This is a genomic window from Pseudomonas psychrophila, assembly GCF_001043005.1.
GTDB classification, from domain to species: domain Bacteria; phylum Pseudomonadota; class Gammaproteobacteria; order Pseudomonadales; family Pseudomonadaceae; genus Aquipseudomonas; species Aquipseudomonas psychrophila.
Genome location: NZ_JYKZ01000010.1, coordinates 40,982 through 60,917, shown reverse-complemented (window position 1 = coordinate 60,917; position 19,936 = coordinate 40,982). Strand labels below are relative to the sequence as shown.

16 protein-coding genes are annotated in these 19,936 nt (G+C 59.9%); 3 read left to right on the top strand and 13 right to left on the bottom strand.

Annotated elements, in window-relative coordinates; all coding sequences use genetic code 11:
- Positions 1–5: 5 nt before the first annotated feature.
- Genes TU76_RS18845 through glyA form a run of 4 tightly spaced genes read right to left on the bottom strand, consistent with a single transcriptional unit; the run spans position 6 to position 5,893 of the window.
- Positions 6–3,023 (bottom strand): sarcosine oxidase subunit alpha, encoded by a 3,018-nt coding sequence (locus tag TU76_RS18845; RefSeq protein ID WP_019822975.1) that lies wholly within the window; start codon positions 3,021–3,023, stop codon positions 6–8.
- The gene (locus TU76_RS18840; RefSeq protein WP_019822974.1) at positions 3,020–3,352 is read right to left on the bottom strand and encodes a sarcosine oxidase subunit delta; all 333 of its coding nucleotides are present in this window, start codon (positions 3,350–3,352) and stop codon (positions 3,020–3,022) included. The genes TU76_RS18845 and TU76_RS18840 overlap by 4 nt, the downstream gene beginning before the upstream one ends.
- A 14-nt stretch (positions 3,353–3,366) precedes the next feature.
- Positions 3,367–4,617 (bottom strand): sarcosine oxidase subunit beta, encoded by a 1,251-nt coding sequence (locus tag TU76_RS18835; RefSeq protein WP_019822973.1) that lies wholly within the window; start codon positions 4,615–4,617, stop codon positions 3,367–3,369.
- Between the two features lie 22 nt (positions 4,618–4,639).
- Entirely contained in the window at positions 4,640–5,893 is a 1,254-nt protein-coding gene (glyA, locus tag TU76_RS18830) for a serine hydroxymethyltransferase (RefSeq protein ID WP_019822972.1), read from the bottom strand.
- 349 nt (positions 5,894–6,242) lie between these two features.
- Here glyA and TU76_RS18825 point away from each other — a divergent pair, with 349 nt between their 5' ends.
- Complete coding sequence (locus tag TU76_RS18825) at positions 6,243–7,283, top strand: threonine aldolase family protein (protein ID WP_019822971.1); 1,041 nt, start codon at positions 6,243–6,245, stop codon at positions 7,281–7,283.
- Positions 7,284–7,404: 121 nt separating this feature from the next.
- Here TU76_RS18825 and TU76_RS18820 read toward each other — a convergent pair whose 3' ends face one another.
- From TU76_RS18820 to gbcB, 3 genes are all read right to left on the bottom strand, one after another.
- A complete protein-coding gene (locus tag TU76_RS18820) occupies positions 7,405–7,707 on the bottom strand; it encodes a cell division protein ZapA (protein ID WP_019822970.1) in 303 nt (100 codons plus the stop codon).
- Positions 7,704–7,928 carry a hypothetical protein gene (locus TU76_RS18815; RefSeq protein WP_019822969.1) on the bottom strand — a complete coding sequence of 75 codons (225 nt, stop codon included), beginning with the start codon at positions 7,926–7,928 and terminating at the stop codon, positions 7,704–7,706. The genes TU76_RS18820 and TU76_RS18815 overlap by 4 nt, the downstream gene beginning before the upstream one ends.
- Positions 7,929–8,073: 145 nt before the next feature.
- Complete coding sequence (gene gbcB / locus TU76_RS18810; protein WP_019822968.1) at positions 8,074–9,174, bottom strand: glycine-betaine demethylase subunit GbcB; 1,101 nt, start codon at positions 9,172–9,174, stop codon at positions 8,074–8,076.
- 282 nt (positions 9,175–9,456) lie between these two features.
- On the opposite strand from gbcB, the gene gbcA reads away from it, so the two are divergent.
- Positions 9,457–10,749: a glycine-betaine demethylase subunit GbcA gene (gbcA, locus tag TU76_RS18805; protein ID WP_046809220.1), complete on the top strand. Its 1,293-nt coding sequence runs from the start codon at positions 9,457–9,459 to the stop codon at positions 10,747–10,749.
- A 634-nt stretch (positions 10,750–11,383) separates the two neighbouring features.
- Here the strand turns inward: gbcA and etfB are convergent.
- The 6 genes from etfB to TU76_RS18775 all read right to left on the bottom strand — a co-directional run bounded on the left by etfB (position 11,384) and on the right by TU76_RS18775 (position 19,291).
- A complete protein-coding gene (gene etfB / locus TU76_RS18800; protein WP_019822964.1) occupies positions 11,384–12,154 on the bottom strand; it encodes an electron transfer flavoprotein subunit beta in 771 nt (256 codons plus the stop codon).
- A gap of 57 nt (positions 12,155–12,211) precedes the next feature.
- Positions 12,212–13,453, bottom strand: a complete 1,242-nt coding sequence (gene etfA / locus TU76_RS18795) for an electron transfer flavoprotein subunit alpha (protein WP_048352311.1) — start codon at positions 13,451–13,453, stop codon at positions 12,212–12,214.
- Positions 13,450–15,393: a dimethylglycine demethylation protein DgcB gene (gene dgcB / locus TU76_RS18790; protein WP_048352310.1), complete on the bottom strand. Its 1,944-nt coding sequence runs from the start codon at positions 15,391–15,393 to the stop codon at positions 13,450–13,452. The genes etfA and dgcB overlap by 4 nt, the downstream gene beginning before the upstream one ends.
- Positions 15,394–15,527: 134 nt before the next feature.
- Positions 15,528–17,588: a dimethylglycine demethylation protein DgcA gene (gene dgcA / locus TU76_RS18785; protein ID WP_019822959.1), complete on the bottom strand. Its 2,061-nt coding sequence runs from the start codon at positions 17,586–17,588 to the stop codon at positions 15,528–15,530.
- 15 nt (positions 17,589–17,603) lie between these two features.
- A complete protein-coding gene (locus TU76_RS18780; protein WP_048352309.1) occupies positions 17,604–18,134 on the bottom strand; it encodes a 4-vinyl reductase in 531 nt (176 codons plus the stop codon).
- A 179-nt stretch (positions 18,135–18,313) separates the two neighbouring features.
- Positions 18,314–19,291, bottom strand: a complete 978-nt coding sequence (locus TU76_RS18775) for a dipeptidase (RefSeq protein ID WP_019822956.1) — start codon at positions 19,289–19,291, stop codon at positions 18,314–18,316.
- A gap of 228 nt (positions 19,292–19,519) precedes the next feature.
- On the opposite strand from TU76_RS18775, the gene TU76_RS18770 reads away from it, so the two are divergent.
- Positions 19,520–19,921 carry a lysozyme inhibitor LprI family protein gene (locus tag TU76_RS18770; protein ID WP_019822955.1) on the top strand — a complete coding sequence of 134 codons (402 nt, stop codon included), beginning with the start codon at positions 19,520–19,522 and terminating at the stop codon, positions 19,919–19,921.
- Positions 19,922–19,936: the final 15 nt, after the last annotated feature.

Here is a 19,936-nt window from a genome sequence, read left to right as displayed (position 1 = left end):
TCCACTCAAATATTCTGCCGCTCACCTTTGGGGTCGAAGAACACCGAAGACACGATCTCGGCCTCGATCACGCTGCCATCGGCCTGAGGCGAAAACACACGCTCACCGATGCGTTTCAAACCGCCTTTGACCACACCCATGGCAAACGAATAACCCAGTGAGTTGTGGGCATAGCTGGACGTCACGTGACCGACCATCGTCATCGGGATCGTCTGCTTCGGATCGAACACCAGTTGCGCGCCCTCCGGCAGCCATTGGGTCGCGTCGACCGGTTTAAGCCCCACCAGCTGCTTGCGCTGGTCACGCACGCAGTCTTCACGGTTCATGCCGCGCCAGCCGATCCATGAGAACGGTTTGGTACGGCCCACACACCAGCCCATGTTCAAGTCATCCGGGGTCATGGACCCGTCGGTGTCCTGACCGACGATGATGAAACCCTTCTCGGCCCGCAGCACGTGCATGGTCTCGGTGCCATAGGGGGTGAGGTTGTATGGCTTGCCCGCCTCGACGATTTTTTCCAGCACGCCCATCGCATAGTCGGCCTGGATATTGACCTCGTACGACAGCTCACCGGTAAACGAGATACGGAAGACCCGCGCCGGTACACCGCCCACTAGGCCTTCCTTCCAGGTCATGAACGGGAAAGCTTCACGGTCCAGATCGATGTCCGTGACTTCGCTCAGCAGCTTGCGGCTGTTGGGGCCTGACAGGGTCAGCGTCGCGTAATGGTCGGTCACCGACGTGAAATACACCTTCAGGTCAGGCCACTCGGTCTGCTGGTAGATTTCCAGCCATTGCAGCACGCGGGCCGCACCGCCGGTGGTGGTGGTCATGACAAAGTGATTATCGGCCAGACAGGCGGTTACGCCGTCGTCGAACACCATGCCGTCTTCTTTGCACATCAGGCCGTAGCGAGCCTTGCCCACATCGAGTTTGGTCCAGGCGTTGGTGTAGATGCGGTTGAGAAATTCCCGCGCATCCGGGCCCTGAATGTCGATTTTGCCCAGGGTGGAGGCATCGAGAATACCGACGCTGTCACGCACCGCCTGGCACTCGCGCTTGACCGCTGCGTGCAGGTCTTCGCCATTACGCGGGAAGTACCACGGACGCTTCCATTGGCCCACATCTTCAAACTCGGCACCCTGCTTGACGTGCCAGGCTTGCAGCGCGGTGTAACGCACCGGCTCAAAAATATGCCCGCAATGCCGCCCCGCCACGGCGCCGAACGTCACCGGCGTGTAATTGGGGCGGAACATGGTGGTGCCCATCTGCGGGATGGTGACGTTCAGCGAGCGTGCTGCAATGGCCAGCCCGTTGACGTTGCCCAGCTTGCCCTGATCGGTACCGAAGCCCAGCGCGGTGTAGCGCTTGACGTGTTCAACCGACTCGAAACCTTCGCGGGTAGCCAGTTCGATTGCAGCGGCGGTGACATCGTTTTGCAGGTCGACAAATTGCTTCGGCGCCCGTGCAGTGCCCTTTTCGTGAGGCACGTGAAACAGTGCCAGCGTGGCTTCATGATGCTGGTTCAGGGCTTTGGGCAACACACCCTCCACCGCTTTGAAACCGGCTTCGCTGGCAGCACGCACGCCACCTTCAAAACCATCGGCCAGGCTGTCGCCCAATCCGTAGACACCATTGATGCCGCCCACACACACGCGTTTTTGCGGAGCTTCGCCGGGTACAAAACCCAGAATATCTTCGCGCCAGGTCGGTTTACCGCCCAGGTGCGAGGCCAGGTGCACCACCGGGCTGTAACCGCCGGAAGTGGCAACCAGGTCGCACTCCAGCCATTCGCCGGGGCTGGCGACACTGTTGGTTTTAAGGTCAATCGCGGCCACACGGGCACCGGTCACGTGCTTGCTGCCACGGGTTTCGATCACCGCACTGGCGGTCAAAATGCGGATGCCTTTGGCGCGCGCGGCCTCGACCAATGCGCCGCGAGGGTTGCTGCGCGCATCGGCGACAGCCACCACCTGCTGGCCTGCATCGATCCAGTCCAGCGCAACGCGGTAGGCGTGGTCGTTGTTGGTACTGAGCACCAGTTTTTTACCCGGCGCCACGCCGTAGCGGCGCACGTAGGTCGACACTGCGCCTGCCAGCATATTGCCCGGCACGTCGTTGTTGCCGTACACCAACGGCCTCTCGCAGGCGCCGGTAGCCAGTACCACGCGCTTGGCCCGAACACGGTGGATGCGCTGACGAACCTGACCAATCGGGGCACGGTCGCCAAGATGGTCAGTGAGGCGCTCGTGGATGGTCAGGAAGTTGTGGTCGTGATAGCCGTTGACTGTCGCCCGGGGCAACAGCGTCACGCCCGGGAGCTCCTTGAGTTCGGCAATGACTTTGCCGACCCACTCCATGGCCGGTTTGCCGTCCAGGCTTTCGCGGCTGTCGAGCAGGCTGCCGCCGAACTCTTCCTGCTCATCGGCCACGATCACCCGGGCGCCGCTGCGTGCTGCAGCCAGTGCCGCCGCCAGGCCTGAAGGGCCAGCGCCGACGATCAGTACGTCGCAGTGATGGTTCATGTAGTCGTAGGTGTCAGGATCGTTCTGGGTCGGCGAACGGCCCAGGCCTGCCGCCTTACGGATGTACTTCTCGTAAGTCATCCAGAATGACTGCGGGTACATGAACGTTTTGTAGTAGAAACCCGGCGGCATCAGCTTGCCGCCCACCTTGCCCAAAATCCCCATCACATCGTTGTTGACGTTGGGCCAACCGTTGGTGCTGGTGGCAACCAGGCCCTGATACAACGCCTGTTGCGTAGCCCGCACGTTCGGGATCTGAGTGGCTTCGGTGGCACCGATTTGCAGCACCGCGTTGGGCTCTTCGGCACCGGCGGCATAGATGCCACGAGGCCGGGAATATTTGAAGCTGCGACCAATAACGTCGACACCATTGGCCAGCAACGCTGCGGCCAGGCTGTCGCCCTCATAGCCTTTGTACTGTTGACCGTTGAAGGTAAAGGTCAGCACTTTGCTGCGGTCTACGCGGCCGCCATTAGGCAAGCGATGGGTCTGGCTCATACCTTTTCTCCCTGCTCGCGGGTGGCCGTGGTGGTCAGTGGCGCCGCCTGTTCAGTGAACTGCGGCTGGGTGCCAATCAGGTAAGTTTCAAGAATTTCGTAGGTCACGGTGTTGCGCGTGGCGTTGAAGAACTGCCGGCAACCGGCGACGTGGTTCCACAGTTCGTGGTGCAGGCCCCGGGGGTTGTCGCGAAAGAACATGTAGTCGCCCCACTCGGCGTCGGTGCAGGCGCCAGGGTCGAGCGGGCGCGGGATGTGCGCCTGGCCGCTGGCATGAAATTCCTCTTCGGAGCGCAATTCGCCGCAATGGGGACAGAAGATATGGAGCATGGGTAATTCCTCTGTTAGTGGGCGACAGCGGCAGCGCCGTGTTCGTCGATCAGGGCACCGGTGTGGAACCGGTCAATGGAAAACGGGGCAGCCAATGGGTGCATCTCGCCTTTGGCCAGACTGGCGGCAAAAACGTTGCCCGAGCCGGGTGTAGCCTTGAAGCCGCCCGTGCCCCAGCCGCAGTTGAAAAACAGATTCGGCACCGGGGTTTTGGAGATGATCGGGCATGCATCGGGAGTGGTGTCGACGATGCCGCCCCACTGGCGGTTCATGCGTACCCGGGACAACACCGGGAACATTTCCACAATCGCCTGGATGGTGTGTTCGATCACCGGGTACGAGCCGCGCTGGCCGTACCCGTTGTAGCCGTCGATCCCGGCACCGATCACCAGGTCGCCCTTGTCGGACTGGCTGATGTAACCGTGAACCGCGTTGGACATGATCACGCTGTCGATAATCGGCTTGATCGGCTCCGACACCAGCGCTTGCAGCGGGTGGGATTCAATCGGCAGACGAAAGCCCGCCTGACGGGCCATGTGCCCGGAGTTACCGGCCGTCACCACCCCAACGCGCTTGGCACCGATAAAACCCTTGCTGGTTTCAACGCCGATGCACACGCCGTTTTCCTTGCGAAAGCCCAGTACTTCGGTTTGCTGGATCAGATCAACACCCAGGGCATCCGCAGCACGGGCAAAGCCCCAGGCCACGGCGTCATGGCGAGCCACACCGCCACGGCGCTGTACGGTGGCGCCGATGATCGGGTAGCGAGTGTTTTTTGAGCAATCGAGGTACGGAATCTCGTCCGCCACCTGCTTGCCGTTGAGCAGCTCACCATCCACCCCGTTGAGGCGGTTAGCGCTGACCCGGCGCTCCGAGTCGCGCATGTCCTGCAAGGTATGGCACAGGTTGTAGACGCCGCGCTGAGAGAACATGACGTTGTAGTTCAAGTCCTGGGACAAGCCTTCCCAGAGCTTCATGGCGTGTTCGTAGAGGTGCGCCGACTCGTCCCACAAATAGTTGGACCGCACGATGGTGGTGTTGCGCGCCGTATTGCCGCCGCCCAGCCAGCCTTTCTCGACCACGGCCACGTTGGTGATGCCGTGCTCCTTGGCCAAGTAGTAAGCGGTCGCCAAACCGTGGCCCCCACCGCCGACGATGATCACGTCGTAAACCTTTTTAGGGGTCGGCGTGCGCCACATCTTCTGCCAGTTTTCATGGTGGCTGAGGGAGTGTTTGAAGAGGCCGAAGCCTGAATACCGTTGCATAGGGTTTACTCCAAAAACGCGCTCAGCGATAAACCGGGAAGTCTTTGCACAGCGAGGTCACCTGGCGTGCCACGTCGGCCTCGATATCGGCATCGCCGAGGTGATCGAGGATGTCGCAGATCCAGCCAGCCAGCTCCGTGCACTGCGCCACTTTGAACCCGCGCGTGGTCACTGCCGGGGTACCGATGCGCAGGCCCGACGTCACGAACGGTGATTGCGGGTCATTGGGCACCGCATTTTTATTGACCGTGATATGAGCACGGCCCAGGGCTGCGTCGGCGTCTTTGCCAGTCAGGCCCTGACGGATCAGGCTGAGCAGGAACAGATGGTTGTCGGTGCCGCCCGAGACCACGTCGAAGCCACGCTTGATAAACACTTCGGCCATCGCCTGAGCGTTGTCGATGACCTGCTTTTGATAGGTCTTGAAGCCCGGCTCCAGGGCTTCTTTGAAGCACACCGCCTTGGCCGCGATCACATGCATCAGCGGGCCGCCCTGACCACCGGGGAACACCGCCGAGTTGAGTTTCTTTTCCAGTGCCTCGTTGGACTTGGCCAGGATCAACCCGCCGCGTGGGCCGCGCAGGGTTTTGTGGGTAGTGGTGGTGACCACGTCAGCGTACGGCAGCGGGTTCGGGTACAACCCGGCGGCCACTAGACCGGCCACGTGGGCCATGTCGACAAACAAGTAAGCGCCTACCTTGTCGGCAATCTGGCGAAAGCGCGGAAAGTCGAGGAATTTGGAGTAAGCCGAGAAGCCGGCAATGATCATCTTGGGCTGATGCTCAACGGCCAGGCGCTCTACTTCGTCGTAGTCGATCAGGCCTGTTGAGGTGTCGATGCCGTACTGCACGGCGTTGTACAACTTGCCGGAAAAACTGACGCTGGCGCCGTGGGTCAAGTGCCCGCCGTGGGCCAGGCTCATGCCCAGCACGGTGTCGCCTGCATTGAGCAGCGCCAGATACACCGCCGCGTTGGCCTGGCTGCCGGAGTGGGGTTGCACATTGGCATAATCGGCGCCGAACAGCTGCTTGGCGCGGTCGATAGCCAGTTGCTCAACTTTATCCACATGCTCGCAGCCGCCGTAGTAACGCTTGCCCGGATAGCCTTCGGCGTACTTGTTGGTCAGACCGCTGCCTTGAGCTTCCATCACACGCTGGCTGGTGTAGTTCTCGGAGGCGATCAGCTCGATGTGATCTTCCTGGCGCTGATCTTCGGCATTCATCGCCGCTAACAAGGCATCGTCGTAACCCTGGATCTGATCCTGCTTGCTGAACATTGCGTGTCTCCCAGCGCCAGCGCGCCTTTGGTCTCGGTGGGGCTTGTGCCCTTTGAGCCAGATGGTAGAGCTGGCGCAGGCAGATCAAATGCCTATGGACGCCACGCAATGGTGCGTTTACGACATGGTTTCGCATAACCCTGTGGGAGCGGGCTTGCTCGCGATACTGGCGGCGCGGTTTGTCTGGCAAACCCGGGTGATGCCATCGCGAGCGAGCCCGCTCCCACACTTTTATTGCAGGACTTTGAGCTATTCTTTTGTAAGGGTTTTCCGCACTTTGAGTCGTGCCTGTGCACCCGACAAAATCTTGGATAAAGTGCACGACACAATTCGACCAAGGAACCGGGAAATGACTGACAAGAGCCAACAATTCGCCAGCGACAACTACTCCGGTATCTGCCCTGAAGTCTGGACCGCTATGGAACTGGCCAACCACGGTCATCAACGCTCTTACGGTGATGACGAGTGGACCCTGCGCGCTGCCAACGACTTTCGCAAATTGTTCGAAACCGACTGCGAAGTCTATTTCGCCTTTAACGGTACTGCGGCCAACTCCCTGGCCCTGTCTTCGTTGTGCCAGAGCTTCCACAGCGTGATCTGTTCCGAGACGGCCCACGTCGAAACCGACGAATGCGGTGCGCCGGAATTCTTCTCCAACGGCTCAAAGCTGCTGATCGCCCGTACTGAAAACGGCAAGATCACCCCAGAATCGATCCGCGAAATCGCCCTCAAGCGCAAAGACATCCACTATCCAAAACCGCGGGTGGTCACCATCACTCAGGCTACCGAAGTCGGCAGCGTCTATCGCCCTGAAGAAATCCGCGCCATCAGCGACACCTGCAAAGAGCTGGGTTTGTTGCTGCACATGGACGGCGCGCGCTTCTCCAACGCCTGTGCTTTCCTCGGTTGCTCGCCAGCAGACCTGAGCTGGAAAGCCGGGGTCGATGTGCTGTGCTTTGGCGGCACCAAAAACGGCATGGCGGTGGGTGAAGCCATTCTGTTCTTCGACCACAACCTGTCGGTGGACTTCGATTACCGCTGCAAACAGGCCGGGCAACTGGCGTCGAAAATGCGATTTTTGTCGGCACCCTGGGTGGGCTTGCTGGAAAACGACGCATGGCTCAAACACTCACGCCACGCCAACCACTGCGCGCAGTTACTGAGCCAGTTGGTGAGTGACATTCCGGGTGTTGAACTGATGTTCCCTGTGGAAGCCAATGGCGTGTTCCTGCAACTCTCGGAACCGGCCGTGGCTGCACTGACCGCCAAGGGCTGGCGCTTCTACACCTTTATCGGCAAAGGCGGCGCACGCTTCATGTGCTCGTGGGACACCGATGAGGCTCGAGTGCGGGAATTGGCGGCGGATATTCGCGAAGTGATGGCGGGGTAAACATTCAATAATGTGGGAGCGGGCTTGCTCGCGATTCAGTTAACGCGGCTGGTCTGAACCACCGCGCTGAGACTCTCGCGAGCAAGCCCGCTCCCACAGGGAGTGATCGTATTGCGAAGTATCAGGATTGCCCTAACGTTCGCTCAATCACATCGACCGTGGCGCTGACTTGCTCTTGATAACGGTCGAGTTCCTGTTTGTGTTGCTGCTTGAGCTCAATCTGCTGTGAACACAGATTCAGCGCCGCCAGCACCAGCAATTTGTCCCCGATCAAGCTCGGGTACTTTCTTTTCGTGTCGGCCAGGGCGGCTTTCAACATGACCGTGGCTGCCATCAGGGTTTGTTGCTCCCCCTCAGGCGCTTTGATCGTGTAGTCGTTACCCAAAATCGAGACGACATTTACTCCGTCTCTGTCTACGCTCATGCGCTGACAGGGCTCGCGCGCTCAACCAGTGCCTGAATGCGGGCAGCAGTTGCGCCTTGCTTCTCTTCCTGTTCCATCAGGTTCAGTTGCAGGCTTTCGTTTTCGTCTTTGGCCTGGGTCAGTTCAGCGTTCAGCGCAGCGTTGGTATCCAACAGCTCTTGCTTTTGTTGAACCAGGTCGCTGACCAGTTGTTCCAGTTTGCTAAGGGATGACTCAATCATGGTGGTGTTCTCAAGCAGTTTCGAAGGGCGCGTACGATAAAGAAAAGTCACCGGCTAAGCTAGCGGCAACCTGCCTTTGAGCCCCCTAAAGACTCCGGTTTAGAGTCTTTGTTCCCGACTGGCACCCACAAGTGGCCTGCGCCCCTTAAAACTCGATTCGCACATCGCCCTTGGGCACGCTGCAGCACGACAAAATATAGCCCTCGGCAACGTCTTCGTCGGTGATGCCGCCGTTGTGGTCCATCTCGACCTCGCCCCCCAGCTTCAGCACCTTGCAGGTGCCGCAAATGCCCATGCCGCACGCTTTGGGAATCAGCAGCCCCAGCTTGGCCGCCGCTGCATGCACGGTTTCTGCCGGGCCTACGCGGATGCTCTTGCCGGATGCCGTGAATTCCACCTGGTTCAAATCCGCCAGGTCCAGCTCCGGTGCCTCGGCCGCCTGTTCGGCTTGCTCCACCGCATCGGCCCGGGCTTCGGGCGGGGTCGCGCCAAAAGACTCCTCGTGATAACGGCTCATATCAAAGCCGTTGCTCTCCAGCAGGCGCTTGACCGCGTTCATATAAGGCGTAGGTCCGCAGCAAAACACCTCGCGCTCCATAAAGTCGGGCGCCATCAGCTCAAGCATTTTGTGATTCAAATAACCGCGATAGCCGGCCCACGGTTCACCCAGCCCGTGTTTTTCACAGATCAGGTGCAGGCTGAAGTTGTCGATGCGCGAAGCCATGTGCTCCAGCTCGCGGTGGTAAATGATGTCTTTGGGCGAGCGGGCGCTGTGGATAAACACCATGTCGACATTGGCGTTGGTGTCGTAAAACCAGCGCGCCATCGACATCACCGGGGTGATCCCGACGCCGCCGCTCAGGTACAGCACCTTGGGGCTCGGTGCATCGATGGCGTTAAACAGCCCGACCGGTCCGTGTACCGCCAGCTCCTGGCCTTCCTGCAGGTTGTCGTGCAGCCAGTTGGACACCCGCCCGCCCGGCACGCGCTTGATGGTCACCGAAAAGCTGTAAGGCACCGAGGGCGAGCTGGAGATGGTGTACGAGCGCATCACCGGGTCACCGTCGATTTCCAGCTCCAGAGTCACGAACTGCCCCGGCTTGAAAAAGAACAGAATCGGCTGGTCTGCCATAAAACAGAAGGTGCGTACGTCCCAGGTTTCCTGAATCACTTTGACGCATCGCACGATGTGTCGACCGTTGGCCCAGGTCTGGGTAGTTACCGGATTCAGAAAGCTGTTGGACATGGGTTTCTCCACGGCCGACAACCGGCCTCTTGCTGGCGATTCTGCGCATGCCCCGAGACGGCCATTTATCTATTCGCGACATTCACATGCTTATGGCGACCAGCCCCTGAAAACAGGCGCTCGCGCGTCGGAAACAGATTTGGCCATGTCGCCCGCAGATATGGCATCTGCGCACTTCGAACGCACACTCAGCGCCACTCACCACAGCAAATGCTTTGCCTTGCGTCGCACCCCTGATCAGCCACTTTTAGGCCACCTACGATGGCCATGAGGATTACAACGATGGACGTCACCGCAAACCTGAGCCTGGGCGATCCACTGGAACCCGCACGCAAGGCCACCGCCGAGATGTTGCAGAACCGCGAACGAACCTTTTCGTTGCCGCAGCCCTTCTATAACGACGAGCGCCTGTTCGAAATCGATATGCAGGAGATCTTCCAGAAGGAGTGGCTGATTGCAGGCATGACCTGTGAAATCCCGGCCAAGGGCAACTTCCTGACCCTGCAAGTGGGCAAAAACCCGATCATCGTGATTCGCGGCGCCGAAGGTCAGGTGCATGCCTTTCATAACGTATGCCGCCACCGTGGCTCGCGGCTGTGTACCAGTGAAAAGGGCAAGGTCGCCAAGCTGGTGTGCCATTACCACCAGTGGACCTACGAGCTGGACGGACGCCTGCTGTTTGCCGGCACCGAGATGGGCGCCGACTTTGATATGAAGCAATACGGCCTCAAGCCGGTAAACGTCAAAACCGCGGGGGGTTACATCTTTATCAGCCTGGCCGAGAACCCGCCGGCCATCGACGAGTTCCTGACCACGCTCAACCACTACATGGAACCCTACGACATGGAAAACACCAAGGTGGCGATTCACACCACCTTGGTGGAAAAAGCCAACTGGAAGCTGGTGCTCGAAAACAACCGCGAGTGTTATCACTGCAACGCGTCGCACCCCGAGTTGCTCAAGACCCTGCTGGAATGGGACGACGTTACCGATCCACGGGCCGATCAGGCATTCAAGGATCACGTAGCCGCTTCGGCAGCAGCCTGGGACGCCGAGAAGATCCCTTATGCACACGCCAGTTTCGGCCTGCGTAACCGAATCGTGCGCATGCCGCTGCTCAAGGGCACCGTGTCCATGACCCTGGATGGCAAGCAAGGCTGTGCAAAACTCATGGGACGGATCAAAAACCCGGACCTGGGCTCAATGCGCATCCTGCACTTACCGCACTCGTGGAACCACTGCATGGGCGATCACATCATCGTGTTCACGGTGTGGCCGATCAGCGCGCAAGAAACCGTCGTGACCACCAAATGGCTGGTGCACAAGGACGCGGTGGAAGGCGTGGACTACGACGTGGAACGCATGCGCAATGTGTGGGACGCCACCAACAATCAGGACCGCAAACTGGCAGAAGAAAACCAGCGCGGCATCAACTCAATCGCCTACCAGCCGGGGCCGTACTCCAAGACCTACGAGTTTGGCGTGGTGAACTTTATTGACTGGTACAGCGAGCGGCTGCTGAACAATCTGGGGGCGGCGCCAGCGGCGTACCTTAAAGGGGTGGTGGCCCAATGATCCTGTAGCCGCTGCCGGAGGTTGCGTTAAGAGCCGAAGGACCTTCGCTGTTTAAGGTGCGAGGCCTGCGGGCTCGATCGCAGCCTGCGGCAGCGGCTACAGGACAACGGCAACTGTGGGAGCGAGCCTGCTCGCGAAGGTCGTTCGCGAGCAGGCTCGCTCCCACAGTAGGGCTTGACCTACAACAGAGTATCTACAGAGTTGCGTATTGGCTATTTTTTGAACAAAAGGCTACAGCCCTTGTGCGCTATGGCCCACAGCCCTTCACCAACATCTTGTCCACAGGCACACCCACAGCAATTGTGGGGAAGTGGACAAGTTATCCTCGAATGACCAATTGATCGTTTTTTGTACAGCGTACTGTAAGCCACGAAACACGTGGTCTGTAGCCAGCCGCGAACACCTTATCCACATATCCACCAACAGAGATTGTGCGCAACTTATGCACCGCCTCGTTTCACTGTGGAAAACCCCTTAAGGCACCGATTATTCAAGGGTTTTGAGGTTGGACGGTGGTTAAAGCACTGAATTGGATGTTTTTTGATCAGAAGCCTGTAAGCCACGGTTTATATAGGCCTTAGCGGACAGCAAACAACTTATCCACATAAGCGCTAACAGACTTTGTGGGCAAGTATCAGCGCACGACGCCTTCTTCAATCAACAGCTTCAAAATAGCCTGGGCACCCTCTTCGGCACTCACACCCTTGAGTACTTGCCCCGAGCCGCCAGCGGCCTTGGCTGTAGCTGCTTTCATGCGGTCGGCAGCACTTTTGGCCTTGATCACTTTCAAGCGTTTGGGTCGTGGTTTGGCAGGTTGCAGCACACCCGTTGTGGATAACTCATCCACCGTGACTTCAACGACATCCGCGTTGATCAGACCCCGGGTCGCGGGGCCATAAGCGCTTTGCCGGGCCTTCGGGGCGGCGTTATCCACAGTAATCACAAACGGCAGCCGTACTTGCAAACGACGCCGCTGCCCTCGAGGCAAGGCTTGCAGCACCTGCGCCACACCGCTGTGGATAGATTCGATCTGCGCCACGCCCACCAGCAGCGGCCAGCCCAGTTGCTCGGCCAACAGGTATGGCAACATGCCAGAACCTTCGCCGGTTTCAGCCTGGCTGCCGGTCAGCACCAGCTGTACCCCCGCTTCACGAATGTAATCGCGCAATACCGGCACCACATCGGCGCCGTCCGGTTGCTCCAGCACGTGCAACTCGTCCAGCCCCATGCCCAGATAGGCGCGCAGGGCGGGCTCGTGGGGATTGCCAGCGTGCAGCACATGCAAGTTATCCCCAGCCAGCTCCAGGCCCAGTTCGACAGCGCGGGCGTCCTGCTCGGCGCGGCGGGCGCGGCCTGAGGCCGGGTGGGCGCCGATTGAAACCAGTGCAACGGTGGCGATGCTCATCAATAAATCTCCAGACAATGTGGGGGCGGGCTGCCTGCGCAGGATCGCCTCGGTGTATCAGGCAGACCGGGTCGCCTGATTCGCGAGCAAGCCCGCGCCCCCAGAAGATGCGTTGCGCCAGTTATCCACAGCCACAATCAATGCCTCAAGTACGGCCGTACCATCGCCAATCACCGACAGGTCAGCGCGCTTGATCATGTCGCAACCGGGGTCCAGGTTGATCGCCACCACTTTGTCGCAGGCGCCAATCCCTTGTAGATGTTGAATTGCACCGCTGATACCGACCGCCACGTAGACCCGTGCCGTGACCCAAACCCCACTGGCACCGACCTGACGCTCCCTGGCCATAAAGCCATCATCCACCGCCACACGGGAAGCGCCTTCAGTGGCCCCCAGGGCAACGGCAGCCTTGTGGAAAAGTCCCCAGTCTTTAATCCCGTTACCGCCACTGAGGATAAATTCGGCTTCGGCCATGGGTATCGCAGCCGGATCGACCGCCACCGCGCCCAAATCTTCAATCCGTGGCAGGCAGCTCGCAATCGCTGTGGATAACTGCACCTCCAAGGCCTCGTGACGGGTTTCGCTGACCGGTTCGGCGCACTCGGCGGCGGCCAGGATCAAGCGCGGCAATGGCTGCGCTACGTCTTGCAAGCCCGCGCCAGCGCGTCCCACACAAGCCCCGTCCTTGACTTGCCACACCCGCGTGGCCGGGCGTTCGCCCAGGCTTGCGGCAAAGCGCCGACCCAACTCCGCCCCGCCGCTGCGGCTGTCAGGCAACAACCAATGCCTGGGTGCAAACTGGTTATCCACAGCCCGCAACTCCAGTACCTGCTGCTCCGGTGCATAACCTTCACTGTCGAGCAGAAGCAGCCGATCCACGCCAGCCGTGGCAAAGGCGGTTTCTTTTGATTCGCCAAACACCACCGCCAACACTGCGCCGTCGCTACCCGCCAACTGCCGGGCCAGGCCCAACAGGTCGCGGTCATGACTGCTCAGGCGCCCACCGACCATGTCCGGTACCACGCCGATATAAAACGCCGGCGCTGGCACTTGATGCAGCACCCGTTGCTCCTGGGTACTGGCCGCACGCTTGCTCGAACCTCCCTGCTGCACGCCACTGCGGTCGATGCGCTTGATGCCGTTGGGGCCGATGAAACCCACCCCATGTACGTTTTTGCGAAGTACGCCGTTAGGCCCCATCCAGCTCAGCTGGTGAGGTTGCATGGCGGCGTGCAATGGGTGCAGCCGGTTGCGGGCGATCCACTCGGCGCGTGGGTCGCGGCGGATAATGTCACTCATGCGATCACCTCCGGGGCTTCGCGCCGGGTCGATCTGGTGGACGGCGCATCTTCAATCAGGGCCTCGGCCACCAGCTCGGCAATGTCTTTGATCAGCGGGCGTGGCTCAACCACGCCTTCGAGCATGACGGTGCATTGCGGGCAACCCACCGCCACGCGCTCGGCGCCGGTCTCCCGGATGTCGTCCATGCGCATGTCGGGAATCCGCTGTTTGCCCGGGATGTCGGTAATCGGAGCGCCGCCGCCACCGCCGCAGCAACGGGAGCGAAAGCCCGAGCGCTGCATCTCTTTGACTTCAATACCCAGCGCTCGCAGCACCGCACGCGGTGCTTCGTATTCGCCGTTGTAGCGGCCCAGGTAGCACGGGTCGTGATAGGTCACGCTGCCCCCTGTGTCGGCGGCCAGGTTGAGTAGACCTGCATCGATCAGCTCGGCCATGTAAGTGCTGTGATGCTGCACAAGATAGTCACCGCCAAAGGCGCCGTATTCGTTTTTCAGCACATGAAAACTGTGGGGGTCGCAGGTGACGATGCGCGTGAAGCGGTACTGCGCCAGCGTCTGGATATTTCGCGTGGCCAAGGCCTGGAACGTCGCCTCATCACCCAAGCGCCGGGCCACGTCGCCGCTGTCCCGTTCCTCCAGCCCCAGTACCGCGAAGTTGATCCGCGCCGCCTTGAGCACTTTGACGAAGGCACGCAAGGTGCGCTGGTTGCGCATGTCGAAAGCGCCGTCACCGACCCAGAACAGCACGTCCACCGAAGGCTTGTCGCGCATCAGGTCGAGATTCAAATCCGCTGCCCAGTTCATCCGCCCACCCGGGGCAAAACCGCCAGGGTTGTCGGTGGCAATCAGGTTATCCAGCACCTGAGCACCGTTGTTAGGCGTCGCACCTTTTTCCAGGGTCAGGAAACGGCGCATGTCGACGATGGCATCCACGTGCTCGATCATCATCGGGCACTCTTCGACACAGGCCCGGCAAGTGGTGCACGACCACAGCGTGTCCGCATCGACCAGACCGTTGACGATGGGTTGATGCGGATTGCCGCCGTGTTCACCAATCGGTTTGCCGGGGTACGGGCTGCCAGCAAAGTGTGCATCGGTGCCACCTGCCAGACCAACCACCATGTCTTGAATCAGCTTCTTGGGGTTGAGCGGTTGACCGGCGGCAAACGCCGGGCACGCAGCTTCGCACTTGCCGCATTGCACGCAGGCGTCGAAACCGAGCAACTGGTTCCAGGTGAAGTCCTCGGGTTTTTCCACCCCCAACGGCGCGGCGCGGTCATTCAGGTCCAGGGGTTTCAAACCTGTGGAACGACCACCGCCGAAACGCTCGGCCCGGCGATGCCAGGCCAGATGCAGGGCTCCGGCGAAGGCGTGGTTCATCGGGCCGCCCCAGGTCATGCCGAAGAACAGTTCCGACACGCCCCACAGCACACCAACGGCCAGTATCGCCGCCAGCACCCAGCCGCCAAAGCCTTCGGGCAACAAACCGGCCACCGGCAAGGTGAGGATAAAAAAGCTCACGGAGAACGCCAGCAGGCTTTTGGGGAGGCGCATCCACGGGCCTTTGGACAAGCGCGACGGCGGGTTGAGGCGACGTTTGAACACAAAGAGCGCGCCGACAAACATCAGCGCCGTGGCGAACAGCAAGGCATAACCCAGGATGCGGTTATGCAGCCCCAGACCGTGCACCAGAATCGCCAGCACCGCCGCCAGCACAAAGCCGCCGGCGGTGGCGACGTGGGTGTTGGCCATGTATTTGTCGCGAGCGACCACGTGATGCAGATCGACCATGTAACGCTTGGGCATGGCCAGCAGGCCACCCAGCAAATCGACCTTGGCCGGGCGGCCACGGCGCCACATGTTCATTCGACGGATGGCGCCGATCAAGGCGAGGACCAGTGCCGCGAACAACAGAATGGGGAGAACGATTGTCAGCATGGTGAAGCTCCCAAAGACCGCACAGGTCTAGTGTGGGAGCAGGCTTGCTCGCGATTCAGGCAACACGGTGCATCTCACACACCGCGTGATTGTTTTCGCGAGCAAGCCCGCTCCCACATTGGTTCGGTATCGGATCAGAAATCCTTGCACAACCGCAGCGCGTCATAGATCGCTGCATGCACGTTGCGCTGGGCCACGCAGTCACCGATGCGGAACAGCAAGTAGCCGTCCCCCGCTTCGCTCAGGCATGGCTGCGGCTTGATCGCGAACAAGGCTTCGACGTCGATCTGACCCTTGTTGCGCGAATCCGGTTTGAGCCCGTAGTACAGCTCTTCGTCCGGGCGCACACCGTTTTCGATCACCACCTGATCCACCACGCGCTCTTCCTTGGCCCCGGTGTATTCGTTCTCCAGCACGGCAATCAGCTTGTCACCTTCGCGGTAGACCTTCTCCAGCATCATGTCCCCGGTCATGATCACTTCCTTGGGGTACAGGCTGCGGTAGTAGGTGGGGAATGACGTTCCGCCAATCGCCACACCGGGTTTGGTGTCGTCGGTGACGATCTCGACCTGGGCTCCCTTGTCCGCCATGAAGTCAGCCACCGACATGCCGGTGAACTCGCAAATGGTGTCGTACACCAGTACGTTCTTGCCCGGTTCGACCTTGCCGTCGAGCACATCCCAGCTGCTCACCACCAGCCCTTCGGCAGCGCCCCAGTGTTCGTTCTGCTCCACAAATGGATGCCCGCCCACGGCCAGCACCACGATGTCAGGGCGCAAGTCGAGAATGGTTGCGGCATCGGCCGCCGTGCCCAGGCGCAGGTCAACCTTCAGGCGCGCCAGTTCCAGCTGAAACCAGCGCGTGATGCCCGCCATCTGGTCACGCTGAGGAGCCTTGGATGCCGTGGTGATCTGCCCGCCGATGGCCTCTTTTTTCTCGAACAGGGTCACGTCATGCCCACGTTCGGCAGCCACTCGCGCGGCTTCCATACCGGCCGGGCCTGCGCCGACGATCACCACCTTGCGTTTAACCCCGGTGGATTTTTCGATGATGTGGGGCACACCCATGTATTCCCGGGACGTGGCCGCGTTTTGAATGCACAGCACGTCCAGGCCTTGATACTGACGGTCGATGCAGTAGTTGGCGCCCACACATTGCTTGATCTGGTCCACCTGACCCATTTTGATTTTGGCGATCAGGTGCGGGTCGGCGATATGGGCGCGGGTCATGCCCACCATATCGACGTAGCCACCTTCCAGAATCCGGGTCGCCTGATTCGGGTCCTTGATGTTTTGCGCATGCAGCACAGGCGCTTTGACCACTTCCTTGATCCCCGCAGCCAAGTGCAAGAACGGCTCCGGCGGGTAGCTCATGTTGGGGATGACGTTGGCCAGGGTGTTGTGGGTGTCGCAACCCGAGCCGACCACACCGATAAAGTCGAGCATGCCGGTGTCATCGTAGTACTTGGCGATCTGCTTCATGTCCTCGTGGCTCAGGCCATCGGGGTGGAATTCGTCACCGCACAGACGTATGCCCACGCAGAAATCCGGGCCGACTTCGGCACGTACCGCCTTGAGCACTTCGAGGCCAAAGCGCATGCGATTTTCAAAGCTGCCGCCCCATTCATCGGTGCGTTTGTTGACGCGCGGGCTCCAGAACTGATCGATCATGTGCTGATGCACGGCCGACAGTTCAACTCCGTCCAGCCCGCCCTTTTTGGCTCGGCCAGCGGCGCTGGCGTAGTTGCCGATCACGCGCCAGATCTCTTCAGGCTCGATGGTTTTACAGGTCGCGCGATGTACCGGCTCCCGTACGCCGGAAGGCGACATCAGGGTAGGCCAGTTGAAGCCGTCCCAGCGCGAGCGGCGGCCCATGTGGGTTATCTGGATCATGATCTTGGCGCCATGCTTGTGCATGGCGTCGGCCAGGTTCTGGAAGTGCGGGATAATGCGGTCGGTGCTCAGGTTGACCGAACTCCACCATTCTTGCGGGCTGTCGATGGCTACCACCGATGAGCCGCCGCAAATCGCCAGGCCGATACCTCCCTTGGCTTTTTCTTCGTAGTACTGCACATAACGCTCGGTGGTCATGCCGCCATCGGTGGCATAGACCTCGGCGTGAGCGGTGCTGAGCACACGGTTGCGGATGGTCAGTTTGCCGATTTGAATCGGCTCAAACATTGCTTCGAACGCCATATCCCGATCCTCGACTTACAACGGCTTGACGATAAACAGGCCGTGGTCGTGGCCTTCTTCCGATCCGCTATAGACCTGTTCGGCCACGGTGCGGATATCACTGCCGCGCGCTTGCAGAATCTGGTCCATGGCACCGGCAAACCAGCCAGTAAACATGTAGTCGACCTTGCGCCCGACCTTGCCGTACACGTAGACGAAACAGGAGTGTTCAAGCTTGATGGTAGCGGTGCCTTTATCGAGGTCGATGTCCTGGATGGTGAACAGGCCCCAGCCGCGTTGCGACAGGCGTTTCATGTAGTGCTCGAATACGGCGACACCTTCGATGCCGTGGCATTCGGCTTCTTTTTCGCACCAGTGCCAGGCGGATTTATAGCCCGCTTTGTAGAGAATTTCGGCGTAGGCGTCAGCCCCCAGGACTTCCTCGATCCCCATGTGGTTGTTGACGAAAAAGTGCCGTGGCACGTAGAGCATCGGCAGGGCGTCGGAGGTCCAGACGCCGGTTTCGCTGTCGACTTCGATGGGCAGTTGCGGGGCGATTTTAGCCATGACATCAAACTCCAAATATTGAGTAACCCTGTAACCGCTGCCGAAGGCTGCGTCCGAGCGCGAAGCGGTCGTAAAACCAGACGCCGCGCTCTTACAGGCAAAATGTGCAGTACGGGTTTACGACTGCTTCGCAGCCGGACGCAGCCTTCGGCAGCTGCTACGCAAAACTGGCGGGGCGCTTATTCGCCCCAAACATCCTTAAGGACGTTGACCCAGTTCTCGCCCATGATCTTGCGCACCACACGCTCGCTGTGACCGCGCTTGAGCAAGGTTTCGGTAAGGTTGGGGAACTCGCCCACGGTGCGGATGCCCAGCGGGTTGATGATCTTGCCGAAGCTGGTCAGACGGCGTGCATAGCCCTTGTCGTGGGTCAGCATTTCGAAGAAGTCCTGACCATGGCCCTGGGTAAAATCGGTGCCAATGCCGATCGAGTCTTCACCGACGATATTCATCGTGTACTCGATCGCTTCGGCATAGTCGTCGATGGTCGAATCGATACCCTTGGCCAGAAACGGCGCGAACATGGTCACGCCGACAAAACCGCCATGGTCGGCAATGAACTTGAGTTCAGCATCGGATTTGTTGCGCGGATGTTCTTTGAGGCCGGACGGCAGGCAATGGGAGTAGCAGACCGGTTTTTTTGATTCCAGAATCACCTCTTCCGAGGTTTTCGAGCCTACGTGGGACAGGTCGCACATGACCCCGACGCGGTTCATTTCAGCCACCACTTCGCGACCAAAACCCGAAAGCCCGCCATCGCGCTCGTAGCAGCCGGTGCCCACAAGGTTCTGGGTGTTGTAGCACATCTGTACCACGCCAACCCCGAGCTGCTTGAAGATCTCGATGTAGCCCAACTGGTCTTCAAACGCATGGGCATTCTGGAAGCCGAAGATGATTCCGGTTTTGCCCTGTTCCTTGGCGCGGCGTATGTCGGCGGTGGTTTTGACCGGGATGACCAGATCGCTGTTGTCGCGAATCAGGGTCTGGCTGGCGACGATGTTGTTGATCGTGGCCTGAAAGCCCTCCCATACCGAAACGGTGCAGTTGGCGGCAGTGAGACCACCTTTGCGCATATCTTCGAACAGCTCGCGGTTCCATTTGGCAATGATCAGCCCGTCGATAACGATGCTGTCGGCGTGCAACTCGGCTGGGCTCATCAGGCGTCCCCTTATTGGCGTTTGCTGCGCCGAATCGTCTGCCGGCGCTTTGGGGCCAGCATAGGCCGGGGGTCAAAACCAGCCGGGTGCAAAAGCGACAGCGCAATTGCCGAAAGCGTCAATCCACGACAAAGCGCGCAACGCCAATGTCATGGCCTATGCTGCGTGACTGTTCTTTAGCTGACGCTTAAGCCAGAATCCGCCCCAACTATGGATTAGGAAGCCGCAATGAAATCGATCCTCCTGGCCTTGGCGTTGATCACCAGCGGCGCCTATGCGGCCGATGATGCCGACTACAACCCGTGCGACGCGGTAGAAAACGACCAGCAAACGCTGGCGTGCTCGGCCTACAGCAAGAATGCCGCCGAGCAATTGCTGGCCGAAAACTATGAAGCCCTTCAGCAACGGATGACGACGCTGTACGGCAGCAATGCGACTCAGCTCAATAACATCCTCAGCAAGATCAAGACTGCCCAGGCGCTGTGGCTGCACCAACGAGACGCCGATTGCGCGATCGCTGTGTTCCCGGCCACGGCCGGCACCGAAACGTTCAACATCGCCCAAAACGACTGCATGGCCCGCATCAGCGACGACCGTTCGGAATTTCTGGAATCGATCGGGCAGGATTGACCCCTTCCGGGTGTG

Excerpts from the sequence above, each read along its gene's own strand:
- TU76_RS18840 (WP_019822974.1), bottom strand. The coding sequence starts at position 3,352 with ATGCTCCATATCTTCTGTCCCCATTGCGGCGAATTGCGCTCCGAAGAG.
- TU76_RS18815 (WP_019822969.1), bottom strand. The coding sequence starts at position 7,928 with ATGATTGAGTCATCCCTTAGCAAACTGGAACAACTGGTCAGCGACCTG.
- TU76_RS18780 (WP_048352309.1), bottom strand. The coding sequence starts at position 18,134 with ATGGCTAAAATCGCCCCGCAACTGCCCATCGAAGTCGACAGCGAAACC.
- dgcB (WP_048352310.1), bottom strand. The coding sequence starts at position 15,393 with ATGCTGACAATCGTTCTCCCCATTCTGTTGTTCGCGGCACTGGTCCTC.
- TU76_RS18845 (WP_019822975.1), bottom strand. The coding sequence starts at position 3,023 with ATGAGCCAGACCCATCGCTTGCCTAATGGCGGCCGCGTAGACCGCAGC.
- gbcA (WP_046809220.1), top strand. The coding sequence starts at position 9,457 with ATGGACGTCACCGCAAACCTGAGCCTGGGCGATCCACTGGAACCCGCA.
- TU76_RS18820 (WP_019822970.1), bottom strand. The coding sequence starts at position 7,707 with ATGAGCGTAGACAGAGACGGAGTAAATGTCGTCTCGATTTTGGGTAAC.
- glyA (WP_019822972.1), bottom strand. The coding sequence starts at position 5,893 with ATGTTCAGCAAGCAGGATCAGATCCAGGGTTACGACGATGCCTTGTTA.
- gbcB (WP_019822968.1), bottom strand. The coding sequence starts at position 9,174 with ATGTCCAACAGCTTTCTGAATCCGGTAACTACCCAGACCTGGGCCAAC.
- TU76_RS18775 (WP_019822956.1), bottom strand. The coding sequence starts at position 19,291 with ATGAGCCCAGCCGAGTTGCACGCCGACAGCATCGTTATCGACGGGCTG.
- etfA (WP_048352311.1), bottom strand. The coding sequence starts at position 13,453 with ATGAGTGACATTATCCGCCGCGACCCACGCGCCGAGTGGATCGCCCGC.
- etfB (WP_019822964.1), bottom strand. The coding sequence starts at position 12,154 with ATGAGCATCGCCACCGTTGCACTGGTTTCAATCGGCGCCCACCCGGCC.
- TU76_RS18835 (WP_019822973.1), bottom strand. The coding sequence starts at position 4,617 with ATGCAACGGTATTCAGGCTTCGGCCTCTTCAAACACTCCCTCAGCCAC.
- TU76_RS18825 (WP_019822971.1), top strand. The coding sequence starts at position 6,243 with ATGACTGACAAGAGCCAACAATTCGCCAGCGACAACTACTCCGGTATC.
- dgcA (WP_019822959.1), bottom strand. The coding sequence starts at position 17,588 with ATGGCGTTCGAAGCAATGTTTGAGCCGATTCAAATCGGCAAACTGACC.
- TU76_RS18770 (WP_019822955.1), top strand. The coding sequence starts at position 19,520 with ATGAAATCGATCCTCCTGGCCTTGGCGTTGATCACCAGCGGCGCCTAT.